The sequence below is a fragment of the Campylobacter sp. MIT 99-7217 genome, assembly GCF_006864365.1.
Classification (GTDB): domain Bacteria; phylum Campylobacterota; class Campylobacteria; order Campylobacterales; family Campylobacteraceae; genus Campylobacter_D.
Window position 1 is genome coordinate 115766 of record NZ_QHLJ01000001.1, and the last position, 15679, is coordinate 131444.

The 15679-nt window shown below is 35.4% G+C and carries 16 protein-coding genes; 12 read left to right on the forward strand and 4 right to left on the reverse strand.

The genetic code is table 11. The features are described from left to right. The first annotated feature begins 3 nt into the window (after positions 1-3). From DMB92_RS00610 to DMB92_RS00655, 10 genes are all read left to right on the forward strand, one after another. Positions 4-2658: a TonB-dependent receptor plug domain-containing protein gene (locus DMB92_RS00610; RefSeq protein WP_142681105.1), complete on the forward strand. Its 2655-nt coding sequence runs from the start codon at positions 4-6 to the stop codon at positions 2656-2658. A 202-nt stretch (positions 2659-2860) separates the two neighbouring features. Further along, positions 2861-4192, forward strand: coding sequence for a signal recognition particle protein (gene ffh / locus DMB92_RS00615; RefSeq protein WP_142681106.1), 1332 nt, complete (start codon positions 2861-2863; stop codon positions 4190-4192). 56 nt (positions 4193-4248) lie between these two features. After that, positions 4249-4476 carry a 30S ribosomal protein S16 gene (gene rpsP / locus DMB92_RS00620; RefSeq protein WP_142681107.1) on the forward strand — a complete coding sequence of 76 codons (228 nt, stop codon included), beginning with the start codon at positions 4249-4251 and terminating at the stop codon, positions 4474-4476. Positions 4477-4484: 8 nt separating this feature from the next. Further along, a complete protein-coding gene (locus tag DMB92_RS00625) occupies positions 4485-4730 on the forward strand; it encodes a KH domain-containing protein (protein ID WP_142681108.1) in 246 nt (81 codons plus the stop codon). Beyond that, entirely contained in the window at positions 4723-5253 is a 531-nt protein-coding gene (rimM, locus tag DMB92_RS00630; RefSeq protein ID WP_142681109.1) for a ribosome maturation factor RimM, read from the forward strand. Before DMB92_RS00625 ends, rimM begins: the two co-directional genes overlap by 8 nt. Beyond that, a complete protein-coding gene (trmD, locus tag DMB92_RS00635) occupies positions 5250-5984 on the forward strand; it encodes a tRNA (guanosine(37)-N1)-methyltransferase TrmD (RefSeq protein WP_142681110.1) in 735 nt (244 codons plus the stop codon). The genes rimM and trmD overlap by 4 nt, the downstream gene beginning before the upstream one ends. Further along, on the forward strand, positions 5956-6312 hold the full coding sequence (rplS, locus tag DMB92_RS00640; RefSeq protein WP_142681111.1) for a 50S ribosomal protein L19: 357 nt from the start codon (positions 5956-5958) through the stop codon (positions 6310-6312). The genes trmD and rplS overlap by 29 nt, the downstream gene beginning before the upstream one ends. Positions 6313-6342: 30 nt before the next feature. Beyond that, the gene (locus tag DMB92_RS00645) at positions 6343-7689 is read left to right on the forward strand and encodes a class II 3-deoxy-7-phosphoheptulonate synthase (protein WP_142681112.1); all 1347 of its coding nucleotides are present in this window, start codon (positions 6343-6345) and stop codon (positions 7687-7689) included. Then, positions 7683-8012: an arsenate reductase family protein gene (locus DMB92_RS00650; RefSeq protein ID WP_142681113.1), complete on the forward strand. Its 330-nt coding sequence runs from the start codon at positions 7683-7685 to the stop codon at positions 8010-8012. The genes DMB92_RS00645 and DMB92_RS00650 overlap by 7 nt, the downstream gene beginning before the upstream one ends. Before the next feature lie 92 nt (positions 8013-8104). Beyond that, entirely contained in the window at positions 8105-8431 is a 327-nt protein-coding gene (locus tag DMB92_RS00655; protein WP_142681114.1) for a YnfA family protein, read from the forward strand. Positions 8432-8820: 389 nt separating this feature from the next. On the opposite strand, the gene radA is transcribed toward DMB92_RS00655, so the two are convergent. The 4 genes from radA to DMB92_RS00675 all read right to left on the reverse strand — a co-directional run bounded on the left by radA (position 8821) and on the right by DMB92_RS00675 (position 13691). Next, complete coding sequence (gene radA, locus DMB92_RS00660; protein WP_142681115.1) at positions 8821-10161, reverse strand: DNA repair protein RadA; 1341 nt, start codon at positions 10159-10161, stop codon at positions 8821-8823. A 283-nt stretch (positions 10162-10444) separates the two neighbouring features. Next, positions 10445-10642: a KCU-star family selenoprotein gene (kcuS, locus tag DMB92_RS00665; protein ID WP_185900148.1), complete on the reverse strand. Its 198-nt coding sequence runs from the start codon at positions 10640-10642 to the stop codon at positions 10445-10447. A gap of 74 nt (positions 10643-10716) precedes the next feature. Further along, positions 10717-12873 carry a carbon starvation CstA family protein gene (locus DMB92_RS00670; RefSeq protein ID WP_142681117.1) on the reverse strand — a complete coding sequence of 719 codons (2157 nt, stop codon included), beginning with the start codon at positions 12871-12873 and terminating at the stop codon, positions 10717-10719. Positions 12874-13205: 332 nt separating this feature from the next. Continuing rightward, entirely contained in the window at positions 13206-13691 is a 486-nt protein-coding gene (locus DMB92_RS00675; protein ID WP_142681118.1) for a MerR family transcriptional regulator, read from the reverse strand. Positions 13692-13900: 209 nt separating this feature from the next. Between DMB92_RS00675 and DMB92_RS00680 the strand changes: the two genes are divergently transcribed. Together DMB92_RS00680 and DMB92_RS00685 are read left to right on the forward strand one after the other, a co-directional pair. Next, on the forward strand, positions 13901-14494 hold the full coding sequence (locus DMB92_RS00680; protein ID WP_142681119.1) for a UPF0323 family lipoprotein: 594 nt from the start codon (positions 13901-13903) through the stop codon (positions 14492-14494). 10 nt (positions 14495-14504) lie between these two features. After that, positions 14505-15677 (forward strand): glutathionylspermidine synthase family protein, encoded by a 1173-nt coding sequence (locus tag DMB92_RS00685; RefSeq protein WP_142681120.1) that lies wholly within the window; start codon positions 14505-14507, stop codon positions 15675-15677. Positions 15678-15679 lie beyond the last annotated feature (2 nt).

Here is a 15679-nt window from a genome sequence, read left to right on the forward strand (position 1 = left end):
AAAATGGGGGGGGGGGCTTCAACTTATAAGCTTGATGCTTCTGTTGTAAATGCAAATGCCTTTGCTTATCAATCAGGACAAGAAATAAACTCCCAAACTTTAAAAACTATCCCAAATGGCAATGGGGATATAACTTCTACTTTAAAAATGCTTCCTAATGTGCAGTTTGATAGCAATCAAATGAACTCAAATACTCCTGGCGAAATAGATCCAGCAAATGTAAGTATATCAGGTGGACTTTATTATCAAAACTCATTCTTGCTTGATGGTAAAAGTATGAATAATGATTTGAGTGGGGTAAATGTAGCAGCTCGTCAAAGTGGTGTACCTGATCCCGGAAATTTTAGAACAGATAGGATAGGTCGCTCCCAAGGACTTAACATTGATACCTTTTTGCTTAAAAGTATCAAGGTGCAAGATAGTAATGTAGGAGCAAGTTATGGACATTTTACAGGTGGGGTTATAGAAGCTGAGACCAAAAGAGCTGAAAAGGACTTTGGAGTAAATTTTGCTTATCAAATTTCTCAAGGAAATGCAAATGATGGAGCTTTTTCACTCACAAGGTATCATGTTTATGGAGATAAGCAAAATTTCTTAAATTCAAGTAATGCAGAAAATCAACCTAAATTTGTAAAGCACTCATTCCGCTCAAGCCTTGAAAGTAAAATAAATGATAAATTTGGAGTGATAGCTAGTTTTACCACCACTCAAAGCTTTATACCTTTGCGCGTAGCAAATGATAAGGATTTGACAACTGATTTTTCTTATGAAACAAGGACGCAAAAAAGACAAGCTTATAATTTCTTTATCAAAGGAAGTTATCAAGCAAGTGATGATGTATTAGTTGATACAAGTTATACCTACGCACCTCAATTTGGCATTTATTATCAAGATAAAGCCAAAAACTCAAAAACCACAATGAAAAATGGCGGTCATCAACTGGGCGCTGATCTTACTATAAATAACTCTCTTGGCTTTGCAAGTATCAATACCTCTTTTTCCTATCTTGAAGAATCAAGGCGTAGTGATAGTGCAACAAATATAAATTGGCTATACTCTCCAAGTAAAAATTGGGGACAACCTGAAGGAGAATCTCCTGAGGGAAGCTTTGGCGATGAGGATAATAAACAAAGTGATTTAAGTCTCAAGCTTGCTCAAAATTTTGAGCCTTACTATAATGATAGCTTTGAAAATGGTTTTAATATAGGAGCTGAGTTTTCTTATACTTATGCGTATTTTAAAAGGCTTAAGGATTCTTATGATGCAACTAATTTTCAAGCTTTGGCTAATTATGAGGATATTTATGGAGCAGGCTCAGGTATGTATAATAATTATAACGCAAATTGTGTTGATCAGTTTTGTGATAAAACACCTTTGGGTTACGATCCTATGGGAGATAATCTAGATACAAGTGGGCAATACGCATACACAGTACAAGAATACAAAGCAGGAAAAGTCGACTTAGATAATACACAAACTTCGGCATTCTTAGAAAATGAAAGCAAATTTGATTTGGGTGAAAAAGGCAATATTAGTGCAAGAGTGGGTCTAAGGCTAGACTATGATACATACATGCAAAAAGCTCCTATTGCTCCAAGGTTTAGTGCAAACTATACAGCTCCTTGGGGAAAAGATGAGTTTAGATATAACACAAGCTTTACTTTTGGAGCAAACCGCTACTATGGACGCAATATGTTTGCTTATAAGCTTTCTCAAGGTAAAGACAAATTAGAAACAACTTATATTAGAAATAATGCTAATTTAAGCCTATGGAATTTACCAGATCTTTCAACTTGTGAAACGATCACAGATCCCACTCAACAAATGGATTGCTTTTCTAATCATAAAAGCCATGATGCATATGCTTTTGATTTTACAAAGCTTAAAATCCCTTATAGCGATGAGCTTATGTTTGGAGTGGTGCAAGAAATAGGGCTTTTTAGTATCAGTTCAAAATATATTCATCGCTTTGGTCGAGATGAGATTCGTACAGTTTGTGGAAGAAAAATTGGTAATCAATGTCTTGCTTATACTTATGATAATCAAGATAAATCAGATACTGATGTTGTTACCTTAACTATCGGTAATAACGCGCCTTTTATGGCTGGGGCGATGTCAAATTTCTTTAATTTTGCCTTTGATTATACTAATACAAAAAGATCTTATAATGACTACTCATATAATGATCGAAAAAGCGATCCAACAGCTGAAGAATGGGTATCGTATAATGGTAAAATGTATAGAAGATCTGATTTGCCTGTTACAAATTTTGCTCAGCCTTTAAGCTTTAGATTTTCAACTACCCATGCTATCAATCTTTTACGAACAGATTGGACTCTAAATAATTTCTTTAGGGTGAGAATGCCTTATAATACAACAGTTTGGGAAAGAGATGCAGCGGGCAATACTATAGGTAGAGGTACTTGGGCAAATCCTTATCGCTATAAAGATGAGCGTATCCCAACCCGTTTTACTTGGGATTTAAGACTTGGTATAGAAAAGGCTGTGTATGGGAAAAATATTTTTTATACAAACATAGATGTTTATAATGTCTTGGATAAGGTAAATTCAACAGTTCAAAATAGCAACAATAAATCTGCTATATTAACCTACGAACTTGGGCGTCAATTTTGGCTTGAGATAGGGTATAGATACTAAATTAAGCTAAAAGCCATATTAAAAGCTCTTAAAAGTCAAAGTATTTTTATGCTTTGACTTTTTGCTCTAGTTTGTTTAATAAATAAAGATCAAATACGCTAAAATAAGCTTGAAATTTAAATTTTTTATTCTCATTTAAAGGCTATTAAAGCAAAATAAAGCTAAAATTATGCCTTTAAATCAAATCATAAAGGGAAAATGAGTGTTTGAGCTTATCGGTTCTTCGTTTAAAAATGCTGTTTCAAAGCTTCGTTTTGTCGATGATGAAAAGGCTTTAAAAAATGCACTTGAAACACTGAAAAAATCCCTCCTAAAAGCTGATGTTCATCATAAAGTCGTTAAGGAACTTTTAAATTATATAGAAGATGATGTAAAACAAGCTGGTATAGGACAAAAGAATTTTTTAGAATCCATAAAAATCAATTTAGAAAAAATTTTAGAAAAGGGCGGTAAAACAAGTAGTTTTACCTTTGCTTCTAAGCCTCCAACTATAGTTTTAATGGCTGGCTTGCAAGGTGGAGGAAAAACAACAAGCACAGTTAAGCTTGCTCATTATCTTAAACTTCGAGGCAAAAGAGTTTTAATCGTAGCTTGTGATTTGCAAAGACTTGCAGCGGTTGAGCAACTCAAGCAACTTTGTGAGGCAAATGAGTTTGATTTATTTTATCTTGAAAATGAAAGTGATGCCTTAAAAGTAGCCAAAAAAGCTCTAGAAAAAGCTAGTGCCTATGATGTTTTGCTTGTGGATACGGCTGGGCGTTTAGCTATAGATGAGGCTTTAATGCAGGAGCTAAAAGAGATTAAAAATATTCTTAATCCTCATGAAATTTTTTATGTAGCTGATGCGATGAGTGGGCAAGCTGGAGTTAAAACAGCCTCAAGTTTTCACGAGGCTTTGGGTCTAAGTGGGGTGATCTTATCTAAATTTGATGCTGACACTAAGGGAGGTGTAGCACTTGGTATAGCTTATCAAACGGCTGTACCTTTGAGATTTATCGGTGTTGGAGAAAAGGTTGCTGATCTTGAACCTTTTATACCTGAGCGTATTGTTGGGCGTATCATGGGCGAGGGGGATTTGGCTACTTTGGCTGAAAAAACTGCAGCCGTGATCGATGAAAAAGAGGCGAAAAAGATCACTCAAAAGATCAAAAAAGGCGAATTTAATTTTGATGATTTTCTTGCTCAAATGCAAAGCTTAAGTAAGCTTGGAAGTATGAAATCCTTGATTGGTATGTTACCTGGTATGGGAAATCTTGCTTCTCAGATCAAGGATCTTGATCTTGAAAACTCAAGCCAAATGGTGCATATCAAAGCAATGATCAGCTCTATGACGGCTAAGGAAAGAAAAGAACCAAGCTTGCTCAATAATTCTCGAAAAAAACGCATAGCACAAGGGGCTGGACTTTCTCAAATGGAAGTGAATCGTTTTTTAAAGCAGTTTGATAATGCCGCTAAGCTTGCTAAGAAATTTTCTGGTAAAAGAGGAATGGATAGTTTTATGCAGATGATGAATCAAAATAAAAGAGGATTTTAAAATTTATTTATAAGCATTTTGGTGCTTAGAAATGAATTTTAAAAGGAGAAAAAACAATGACAGTTATCAGACTTACAAGAATGGGACGCAAGAAAAGACCTTTTTATCGTATAGTTGTAACAGATAGTAGAAAAAGAAGAGATGGTGCTTGGATAGAAAGTATAGGGTATTATAATCCTATGGTAGAACCTGAATTGATCAAATTTGATGCTGAGCGTTTGGCATACTGGAAAGGTGTGGGTGCAAAACTTAGCGATAAAGTGGCTTCTATTACTAGTAAATAAGGCTTTTTATGGTTGAGGAATTTTTAAAAACTTATGCAAGATTGATTGCTGATTATCCTCAAAAAATTACAACAAAACGCATTGATTTAAATGATGATTTTGCTGAGATTATCATCTATGCTGATAAGATCGATGCCGGAAAGCTTATAGGAAAAAATGGCAAAATGATTAATGCTATAAAAACTGTTATCTCAGCTTGCAAGAGTAAGGACAAAACGAGTTACAGGGTAAGTGTAAAAAGCATAGATGAATAAACTTGCCGTTGCAAAGCTTGGAAGAGCTGTTGGGCTGAAAGGCTTTGTGAGATTTGTTGATTTGAGTGATTTTGCAAAGCAGTTTAAAAAGGGGGCTCGTTTTTATGGAAAGAATGATGAAATTTATACCATCAAAGATGTGAATAAAAATAATGCAACCTTGCTTTTTGAAGGTTTTGAAAGCCTTGAGCTTGCCAAAAATCTTACAAATACAATACTTTATAAAAGTATAGAGCAAACAAGGGCTGAAAATAAGCTCAAAAAAGATGAATATTTTTATTTTGATATCTTGGGATCTTGTGTTTTTGAAAATGAGCTTTTGCTTGGCAAGATAAGTGATATCATGCAAACTTCAGCTTCTTATCTCCTTCTTGTGCAAACAGATGAAAAACTTATTCAAAATGGCTTAAGCAAGGAATTTTATTTGCCTTATGCTGATTTTTATATCCAAAGTGTTGATATTCAAAATTCAAGGATTTTTACTCAAAATGCTCTTGTGTTGCTTAAAAGTTTAAGTTCATGAAATTTAGTTTTGTTACTCTTTTTGAGGGTCTTATCAAGCCTTATTTTGAGGAGAGTATATTAAAAAAAGCACTTGAAAAAGAGCTGATTAGCATTGAATGTATTAATCCTCGAACATTTAGCAAGGATAAACATAAAAGGGTTGATGAGTATAAATTTGGAGGCGGAGCAGGGCTTTTAATGCAACTTGAACCACTTTTTGAAGTCTTAAGTAAGCTTAGAGAAGAATCTCCAAAAGCACATATCATTTTTCCAAGTCCTGTAGCAAAGCCCTTTAGACAAATTGATGCAAAAAGACTTGCCAAAAAAGAACATATCGTTTTTGTTTGTGGTCGGTACGAAGGCATTGATGAAAGGGTAATAGAAGAATTTGCTGATGAGCTTTTTAGTGTGGGGGATTTTGTTTTAATGGGAGGAGAACTTCCTGCTTTAGTATTTAGTGAGGCTATTTCAAGAAATATCAAAGCCGTTTTGGGCAATGAGATGAGTCTTGATGAGGAAAGTTTTGAAAGCCATATGCTTGAAGCACCTTCCTTTGCTAAACCTCTAGTTTTTCATAAAAACGATAAAAAATTGCATGCAAATTCAGTATTTTTAAAGGGTAATCACGCTAGAATTGCAAACTTAAAATTTAACTTAGCATTGTGTAAAACGAAGTTTTTTCGTCCAGATTTATACAGACGCTGTAAGATAGAGGAAAACCATGAAAAACAAATACATAGAACAATTTGAAGCAAAACAGCTTGAGGGAAAGAAAGTTCCTGATTTCCGTGCAGGAGATACTTTAAAGCTTGCTATCCGCATCAAAGAAGGGGATAAAAGTAGAATACAAAATTTTGAAGGTCTTTGCATAGCTCGTAGAGGAAATGGCGTTGATGAAACTTTTATGGTGCGTAAAATGGGTGCAAATAATGTAGGCGTCGAAAGAATTTTTCCAATTTATAGTGAAAGTTTGGAAAGCATTACCGTTCTAAGAAGAGGGCGTGTTCGCCGTGCAAAACTTTTTTATCTTAGAGATAGACGCGGTAAGGCTGCTCGTATAAAAGAACTTAAAAAATAAACTCCATTAAGCCTTTTGTGAAGATTAGTGATGACTTGGACTAAGGATTCTTGGAAGAATTTTCCCATAAAACAACAACCCCACTATGAAGATCAAGAGGAGCTTAAAAGGGTCTTAGCAAGGCTTGAGAAGCTTCCGCCTTTGATTTTTGCTGGGGAGGTGCGTAATCTTAAGGAAAGATTGAAACTCGTCAATCAAAAAAAGGCTTTTTTGCTTCAAGGTGGTGATTGTGCCGAAAGTTTTGAGAATTTCGGTGCTGTAAATATCAGAGATATGTTCAAACTTTTCTTACAAATGGCTATAGTGCTTACTTTTGCAGGTGGCGCTCCTGTCGTGAAGATAGGGCGTGTTGCTGGGCAGTTTGCTAAACCTAGAAGCTCTGATTTTGAAGAGCTTGATGGAAAATCTTTGCCAAGTTATAGAGGCGATATTATTAACGGCTTTGAATTTGATGAGGGTGCTAGGAGAGCTGATGCAAAAAGAATGCTAGAGGCATATTATCAAAGTGCGACGAGTTTAAATCTTTTAAGAGCCTTTGCTAAGGGTGGTTTAGCTGATTTACATCAGGTTCATCGTTGGAATTTAGGTTTTTTGAAAAAGGCAGAGCTAGGAAAGAAATTTGAAGAATTAAGTGAGAAGATAACACAGGCTTTGGATTTTATGCAAGCTTGTGGGATTAGCTCCAAAAATACACCAACCCTAAGAGAAACAAGTATTTATACTTCTCACGAGGCTCTACTTTTGCCTTATGAAGAGGCTTTAACTAGGGTTGATAGTATGAGTGGGGAGCTGTATGACTGCTCAGCTCATATGCTTTGGATAGGCGAAAGAACAAGAGGGATTGATGAAGCACATGTGCATTTTTTGAGCGGAGTTCAAAATCCAATCGGCGTAAAAATAGGACCAAATGCTAGTGCTTTGGATATTATCAAACTTGCAAATATTCTTAATCCTAACAATGAAGAAGGTAGGCTTAATATCATCATAAGAATGGGTGCGGAAAAAATTAAACAAAATTTACCAAAAATCTTTAAAGAGATCCAAAAAGAGGGTTTAAATATTATTTATAGCACAGATCCTATGCATGGCAATACCGTCAAGGCTGGAAAATACAAAACAAGAGAATTTAACGATATCATGAGTGAGGTTTCAAGCTTTTTTGAAATAGCTATGGCTGAGAATATCTATCCGGGCGGTGTTCATCTTGAAATGACAGGGCAAGATGTTACAGAATGCCTTGGTGGGAGTTTTGGGCTTACTGAGGAGGGTCTGCAAAGTCGCTATGAAACTCAGTGCGATCCAAGACTAAATGCTGATCAAGCTTTAGAGCTTGCTTTTTTGATTGCTGATTTAGTAAAAAAGGCTAGAGCGTGCTAAGGATTTATGGGATTAAAAATTGCTCTAGTGTTAAAAAGGGACTTGATTTTTTGAATGAAAGAACTTTGGAGTTTGAATTTTTGGATATAAAAAAACTTGATGAAAAAACCTTAAATTTATGGCTCCAAAAAAGAAGTTTTCAAGAACTTATAAACACAGCAGGAACAACAGCCAAAAAACTTGGTTTAAATAAAGAAAAGCTTTTAGCCTTAACAGATAGTGATTTAAAGAAGCTTGTTTTAGATAACCCAAGCCTTATTAAAAGACCCATTATAGAACTTCAGGGGCAAATTTATATCGGTAAAGAGTATGAAAATATATGATTTATCTTAAAATGAATAAATCTTTAAAATGAACAAATACTTTCAACATATCTATATATTTATCTTTTATCCTTTGAATTAAGAGTTTTTAAATGATCAAATCGGTATTGCTATTTATACTTGCTGCATTTTTAGAAGTAGGCGGTGGGTATTTGGTATGGCTTTGTTTGAAAGAGAATAAGGGTTTATTTGTAGGTATTATTGGAGGAGTTTTCCTTGTTCTTTATGCAGTGGTGGCAAGTTTTCAAAATGAAAGCTTTGGGAGAGTTTTTGCTGCATATGGAGGGATTTTTATAGTATTTAGTATATTTTGGGCTATGTATTTTGACGGATTTAAACCTGATATTTATGATATTTTAGGAGCTTTGTTTTCGTTATTTGGTGTTTGGCTTATGATGTATGCTCCAAGGAATGCTTAATTTTGCTAAAATCTTACATAAAAAATCAAGATTTTAGCTTTTAAAACTTTTTATTTTTCTTGCAAGATCAAATATCATTAAAAAATATAAATTTAAAATTTTTAAAAATTAGACTCAATACTTGTTGTTAGGTAATTTTAGATTTGTTGTTTCATAAAAGCTCTTTTGACTTGACTAAATTTAGGGAGTAAAATTTAAGATAAATTGTTCATTGCTAAAAAAGAGCTAAAAATATTCATTTTTATTCTTTTGGCTAAAATTGAATGTATTTTAAGTTCTACTTACAAATCAAGATTTTTAGAGAATTTTTATTTATGTAGTATTATATTTTTAAATAAAAGCTTGATTTAAGTCTCGTTTTTTGGTGTTGAAATTATAAATTAAAGCTTTTACATCCATTCTAAAACTTGGCTTAATTCTTTGGCGACAAAGCACTTAAGCCCTGTTTCCTCAAGAGGTTTTGCCGGCACGATAGCGTTTTTAAATTTTTGCATTTTTGCTTCTTTTAATCTCGTATCAAGACTAAAAACCTCGCGAATTTCGCCATTTAAACTAAGTTCGCCGATAAAAACGCTATCCTTGCTTAAAGGACGATTTTTAAAACTTGAGATGATAGCAGCAACCACAGCCAAATCAGCCGCCGTCTCGCTTACCTTAACCCCACCGCTAACATTGATAAAAACATCATAATGACCAAGTGGAATTTCAAGCTTGCGTTCTAAAAGTGCTAAAAGCATGTCAAGGCGGTTTTTTTCATAGCCTGTGGCACTTCGTTTAGGATAAGAGCTTTCACAAACTAAGGCTTGAATTTCAAGCACCAAAGCCCTGCTTCCTTCCATAACTATACCTATGGCACTGCCAGCAACGCCTTTTCCTCTAGTAAAAAAGCGATTTGCCACATCTTTTGCACTCAAAAGTCCCTTAGAGCTCATCTCAAAAATTCCCACCTCGCTTGTGCCTCCAAAGCGGTTTTTAAAGCCTCTTAAAAGTCTGATTTCTTTTGTGGCATCTCCTTCAAAGTAAAGCACCACATCAACCATATGCTCAAGCACGCGAGGACCAGCGATAGCGCCCTCTTTGGTGATATGTCCGATGATGAAAGTTGAGATATTTTTTGCCTTGCTAAGACGCATAAGCTCAAAGGTGATCTCTCTTACCTGCGTGATAGAGCCTGCTGCGGAGGCGATTTTGTTAGAATAAAGCGTTTGTATAGAATCAATTATGAGTATCTTATAATCATCTTTTAAAAGCTCTTCAAGTATATTTTCAAGGCAAAGTTCCGTAAGCAAAAATAAATTTGGCGTATTTGCTTCAAGGCGGTCAGCCCTAAGCTTGATCTGGCTTTTGCTCTCCTCGCCACTTACATAAAGAACTCTTTGTGAGTTTTTGGCTAAATTTGAAGCGATTTTTAATAAAAGCGTGGATTTGCCGACTCCGGGACTTCCTCCTATAAGCACAAGAGAACCCTCCACAAGCCCACCACCTAAAACTAAATCAAGCTCACTATCGCCTGTGCTTTGGCGGTTAAAATGCTCGATTTTTACATCTTCTATACAAACAGCCTCACTTGGCGTAGTGCTTGCCTTAGCGATTTCTTTTAAGACCTCAATTTGCTCGCTTTTAAGCTCTATAAAGCTATTAAAAGCACCACAATCAGGGCACTTTCCAAGCCATTTTGCTTGCTGATTTCCGCAAGCTTCACATTCAAAAAGCACCGTTTTTTTTGCCATGATTTGCCTTATTTTTATTGAGATTATAACAAATTTAAGTTTGAATATAACTTGATTTTATGTTTGAGAATGTTTGATTTAAATTGAAAATAATGAGAATTAAGTTACAATTTGTGTGTCTTATTTAATTAAGCTTTTTTGCAAATCGTTTTTATTTTAATAAGCCAAAATAGCCTAAAATTTCTTTAACAAATTTAAGTCTGTAATTTAAAAAACACATTGAGATATCCTAAAATCAAAGAAATCAAGAGACCTTTCAAATCTCTTGATCTTGCCTAAAAAGCTAGCAGCAACGCATTCCGCTTCCGCCACCATATCTTGCTTCTAGGGCTTCTTTGAAAAATTCTCTTCTTGAGAGAATTTCTTTTTCTGGGTGCTTGGTTTTCATATGTTCAACATACTTATCATAGCTTGGCATTCCCACAAGCAAGTTGATAAAACGATCGCTTTTTTGATAAAGCTTTCTAAATTTATCAAGCAAGCTTTCTCCGCTAAGATTTAGCGGAGCGGGTAGGGTGTTTGTGCGTTTTATAAGTGCTGTTCCCATTTTAAACCTCAGTAAGTATAATCACTAGCCTTTTTGTAGGCTTCTTCTTTAAGTGGCCAAGCTTCCGCCTTTCCCTTTGTGATGAGGTAGCAAATTTTAAGCGTTTCAAAAAGAACCACAAAAACAACTATCATGAAAAATCCACAAAGCACGGCATCTAGGACATTGTTATGAATGATGGCATTTGCTCTTTGAACAAGAGCTTCATTTCCAGCTGCCAAAGCTTCAGCTTTCTTTTGTATCCAAATTTGAGCTGTTGCAACATGGCTTACAGCATCGTGGATTTTTTCGCCATTTGCTGGTAAGAGTTTTTGAAAACTTGCCCAAAGTGTGGTTAAAAGCACCCAAAATGCTGGCACTATAGTAACCCAGCTGTATTTTTCCTTGCCCATTTTGAAAAGCACCACAGTAGCAAGTAAAAGAGCTATGCCTGCAAGCATTTGATTTGCCGCACCAAATAAAGGCCACAAAGTATAAATTCCGCCAAGTGGATCAATCGTTCCTTGATAGAGCAAATAGCCCCAACCACACACGCAAATAAAGCTTGCGACTACGCCCCAAAGAAAGTTTTTAGTATCAGCCATTGGTTTATAGATATTTCCTAGTATATCTTGGATCAAAAAGCGTCCTGATCTAGTGCCTGCATCAACAGCTGTGAGGATAAACAAGGCTTCAAAGAGTATAGCAAAATGATACCAAAACGCCATAGCTTCCTTACCGCCTGCGATTTCGTGCATGATATGAGTAAGACCGATGGCAAAAGTTGGAGCTCCACCTGTTCTTGAAAGTATGGTTGTTTCGCCAATTTGAGCAGCTTGAGCTGGAATTCCTTGTGCAAAATTTTGTTCTAAAATACTCAAAGTTTCAGGTGTCATCGCAAAACCTGCATTTTGCAAGATGTGCTTTAAGTTTTCTTCAACTGTTGCTAAATTTGCCATTGTAGCACTTGTAGCTGTAGGATCAAGTGTGGCTAAAGGCGAATTTAGTGCAAAATAAAGTCCCGGCTCTAAAATGCAAGCTGCCACCAAAGCCATAATACCCACTAAGCTTTCCATAAGCATAGAACCATATCCAACCATGCGAGCATGACTTTCTTTTTCGAGCATTTTAGGGCTTGTTCCGCTAGAAATGAGTGCGTGAAAACCGCTGATCGCACCGCATGCTATCGTGATGAAAAGGAAAGGAAAGATAGAGCCTGCAAAAACAGTGCCTGTTCCGTCTATAAATTCGGTGATTTTTAGCATTTTAAGCTCAGGATTTACCCAGATGATCCCAGCTGCCATGATAACAATAACGCCTATTTTAAGGAAGGTGCTAAGATAATCTCTTGGAGCAAGCAAGAACCAAACCGGTAAAATTGAAGCAATAAAGCCATAAGCGATGATGATTAAGGCTAGGCTTTGTTTAGAAAGTAAGAAAGCATTGTGCCAAGCGTGGTTTGGATCAGCTACTGCATGTCCATAATAAAGAGCCAAAAGCAAAAGAACAAAACCTATAATACTAGCCTCGCCAACTCTTCCGGGTCTTAAAAATCTCATATAAATTCCCATAAAAATGGCGATAGGAATAGTCATAGCTATCGTAAATAGCCCCCAAGCAGACTCAGCTAAGGCATTAACCACAACCATAGCCAAAATCGCAACGATGATGAACATGATAAATAAAATTCCCACCATAGCAATGCCACCGGTTACCTTGCCCATTTCCTCTTTTATCATCTCGCCCAAAGACTTTCCGTTGCGTCTCATGGAAAGGAAAAGCACGGCAAAATCATGCACTGCACCAGCTAAAACAACGCCTACCAAAAGCCAAATCATACTTGGCAAATAACCCATTTGAGCAGCTAAGATAGGACCTACTAAGGGACCAGCTCCTGCAATGGCTGCAAAATGGTGTCCAAAAAGAATGGCTTTGTGAGTTGGGACAAAGTCTTTTCCGTCGTTGTTTATAAGAGCTGGAGTAGCTCTTTTGTCATCGAGTTCAAAAACCTTTTCTGCGATAAACCTGCTATAAAATCTATAACCGATCATATAAATACAAATCGCAGCGACAACAAGCCAAGTAGCACTAACGCTTTCGCCCTTATTTAGTGCTAACATACCAAAGTAAAAAGCTGCAACAATGGCAACTAAAACCCAAAACAAATTTGCAACAATTTTGTTCAACTGATCCTCCTTTTTTAAAGTTAATAAAAATATAACATGACTTTTGTAAAAAGCTTTTAAAAATGAAACAAAATAAAGTCCTAATATCTGTTTAATGTTTCATATAGTAACTATATCAAATCATATATACACTAAAATATTGAAAAATATAAGTTTTATAGTGGTGGTATTTAGAGAAAAGCAAACAAATTTTTTATAAATATAAATTAAATAAAAAATTAATAGCAAGATGAAAATATTTTTATTACATTGATATTAAAAATACTTTAGTAAAAAAGGGGAGGAAAATTTAAAACAAATAGCTTAAATTTAAGCTATTTGTTTGAGTGAGGTTACTCAGCAAGTCTTTTTGCAGCGTTTTCGCCCATTCTTTCATAGCCTTGAAAATTTTGGAAATAATCCTTAACAATAGTTCCTTTTTTAGCTGGATTATAAGCATCTTTTTTCTTATCGCGTTTTTTAATCTCTTCTTCGTAATACGCCACCTTTGCATTGAGCTTATCAAGAGCTTTTTGGTAGGATTCTAAAATTTTAAAGGTTTCATCTCTTTGTGCTTTAATGATATTGAGTCTTTCTTCAAAGCTTTCATCTCCTTTTAAGCAAAGATAAACATATTCTTTTATAGCTTCTAAACTAAGTCCACTTTGACGCAAACAATGCACCATAGCAACCCAGCCCAAATCACTTTCACTAAAATATCTAACACTTGCAGCACCAGCTCTTTCAATACCCGGAAATAAGCCATTTTTTGCCCAAAATCTTATGGTATGAGCTGAAATTCCTGTCTTTTTCTCAACTTCTTTGATTGTGTATGCCATAAAATCTCCTTTAAATTGAACTTTGATGAATTTTAACTTATTTTATTTAATATTAGGCTTTGTATATTTAAAAATTTTTTAATGTGTAAATTTGTTAAAAAATGGTTTTTAACCTTACTCTTAGATATTGAAATGAACTTTGATTTATTTAAAATTAGTTAATTTTTGTTACAATATGATTAAAATCTCACTTTATAGGAAAATGATACATGAAGAAGATTAAAAAGATTATAGAGCTTAGTCTTTTGGGTGGTTTGAGTGCGGTTGCAGCAGGAGCTTTAGTTGCTTGCTCGCAGGACGAGTTTTCTGGGGGTCAAAATGAGGCTCAGCAGGGCGGTGCCTTTGTTATCATAGAAGAAGTAGCTCCAAATCAATACAAGATAAAAGAGCAATTTCCAAGTGCTGAAACTAGGGTTGTTTTACAAGCGCTTGATGGCACAGAAAGAGTGCTTAGCAAAGAAGAAATGGACACACTCATAAAGGCTGAAGAAGCTAAAATAGATAATGGTACTTCAAATTTAACAAATGAAAATGCACAAATGCATAGCGGAGGTTTAAGTTTGGGCGAGACCATACTTGCAAGTGCAGCAGGGGCGATTTTGGGCTCTTATATAGGCTCAAAGCTTTTCAATAATCAAAATTTTGCTAATCAACAAAGAGGGGCATTTTCAAATCAAAGTGCTTATCAAAGAAGTATGAACAGCTTTAATCAAGCTAAAAGTGGTGCAAAGACAAATTCAGGTCGATCAGGCTTTTTTGGAGGCGGTTCAAAGTCTAGTCAATCTTCATCTTTTGGTTCTTAAAAGGATAAAAATGAATTTTTTAAAAATAGAACCCTTAAAAAAAGAATATCTAGAGCAAATGGGCTTTTCTTGGCACACAGACAAGGACGGAAGCTCTTATATAAGTGATGAGCTAATTTGTCTTAGCCAAAAAGAGGCAAATAAGTTTTATGAGGCTGCAAATGAGCTTTATGATATGTTTGTAAAAGCTGCCCAACATGTCATAGATCAAAACCGCTTTGATGAGCTTGGCATACCCTTCAATCTCATCGAGGCTATTAAGATGAGCTGGGAAAATGAGGTGCATTGGCATTTATATGGTCGTTTTGATCTAGCTGGGGGTCTTGATGATAAGCCTATAAAGCTCATTGAATTTAACGCTGATACGCCAACAGCCTTGTTTGAAACAGCCATTTTACAATGGATGCTTTTAAAGCAAAATGCTCTTGATGAGAGCCTTCAATTTAATAGCCTTTATGAGAGCCTAAGGGATAATTTTAAAAGGCTCATCACTTTGCAAGAAAGCATAAAGGACTTTGAAAGGCTTTATCAGGGCTGGAAGATAGCCTTTAGCTGTGTGGCAGGAAATGCTGAAGAAGAGCTAACCACCAAGCTTTTAGAACATATTGCTAAAGAGGCTGGCTTTAAAACCTGCTTTTCTTATATAGATGAGCTTGAATTTAGTAGTGAGGGCATTTTTAAAGAGGGCATAAATTATGAATATCTTTTCAAACTCATTCCTTGGGAGGCTATAGCCATAGAAGAGGGCGATTTAGCTATGCTTTTAACCCAAATTATGCAAAATCAAAAGGCAATTATCCTAAATCCAGCCTACAGCTTACTTTTTCAAAGCAAGGGTATAATGAAAATTTTATATGAGCTTTATAAGGATCATCCCTTGCTTTTAAAAACTAGCGACAAGCCCTTAGAAGGACTTAAATGCGTTAGAAAGCCTGTATTTGGCAGAGAAGGAGCTAATATAGCCATCATAGAAAAAAACGGACAAACTAGCTTTGAAAATTTAGGCGAGTATGCAAATAATAAGATGATTTATCAAGAATTTGTAGACTTTAACAAAGAGGGGGAAAACTTTTATCAAGCTGGGGTCTTTTTTGCTTATGAAGCCTGTGCTTTAGGCTTTAGAAAAGGAGGGCTTGTGCTTGATAATATGTCTAAATTTACAGGGCATATCATAAGGGAGTGAGT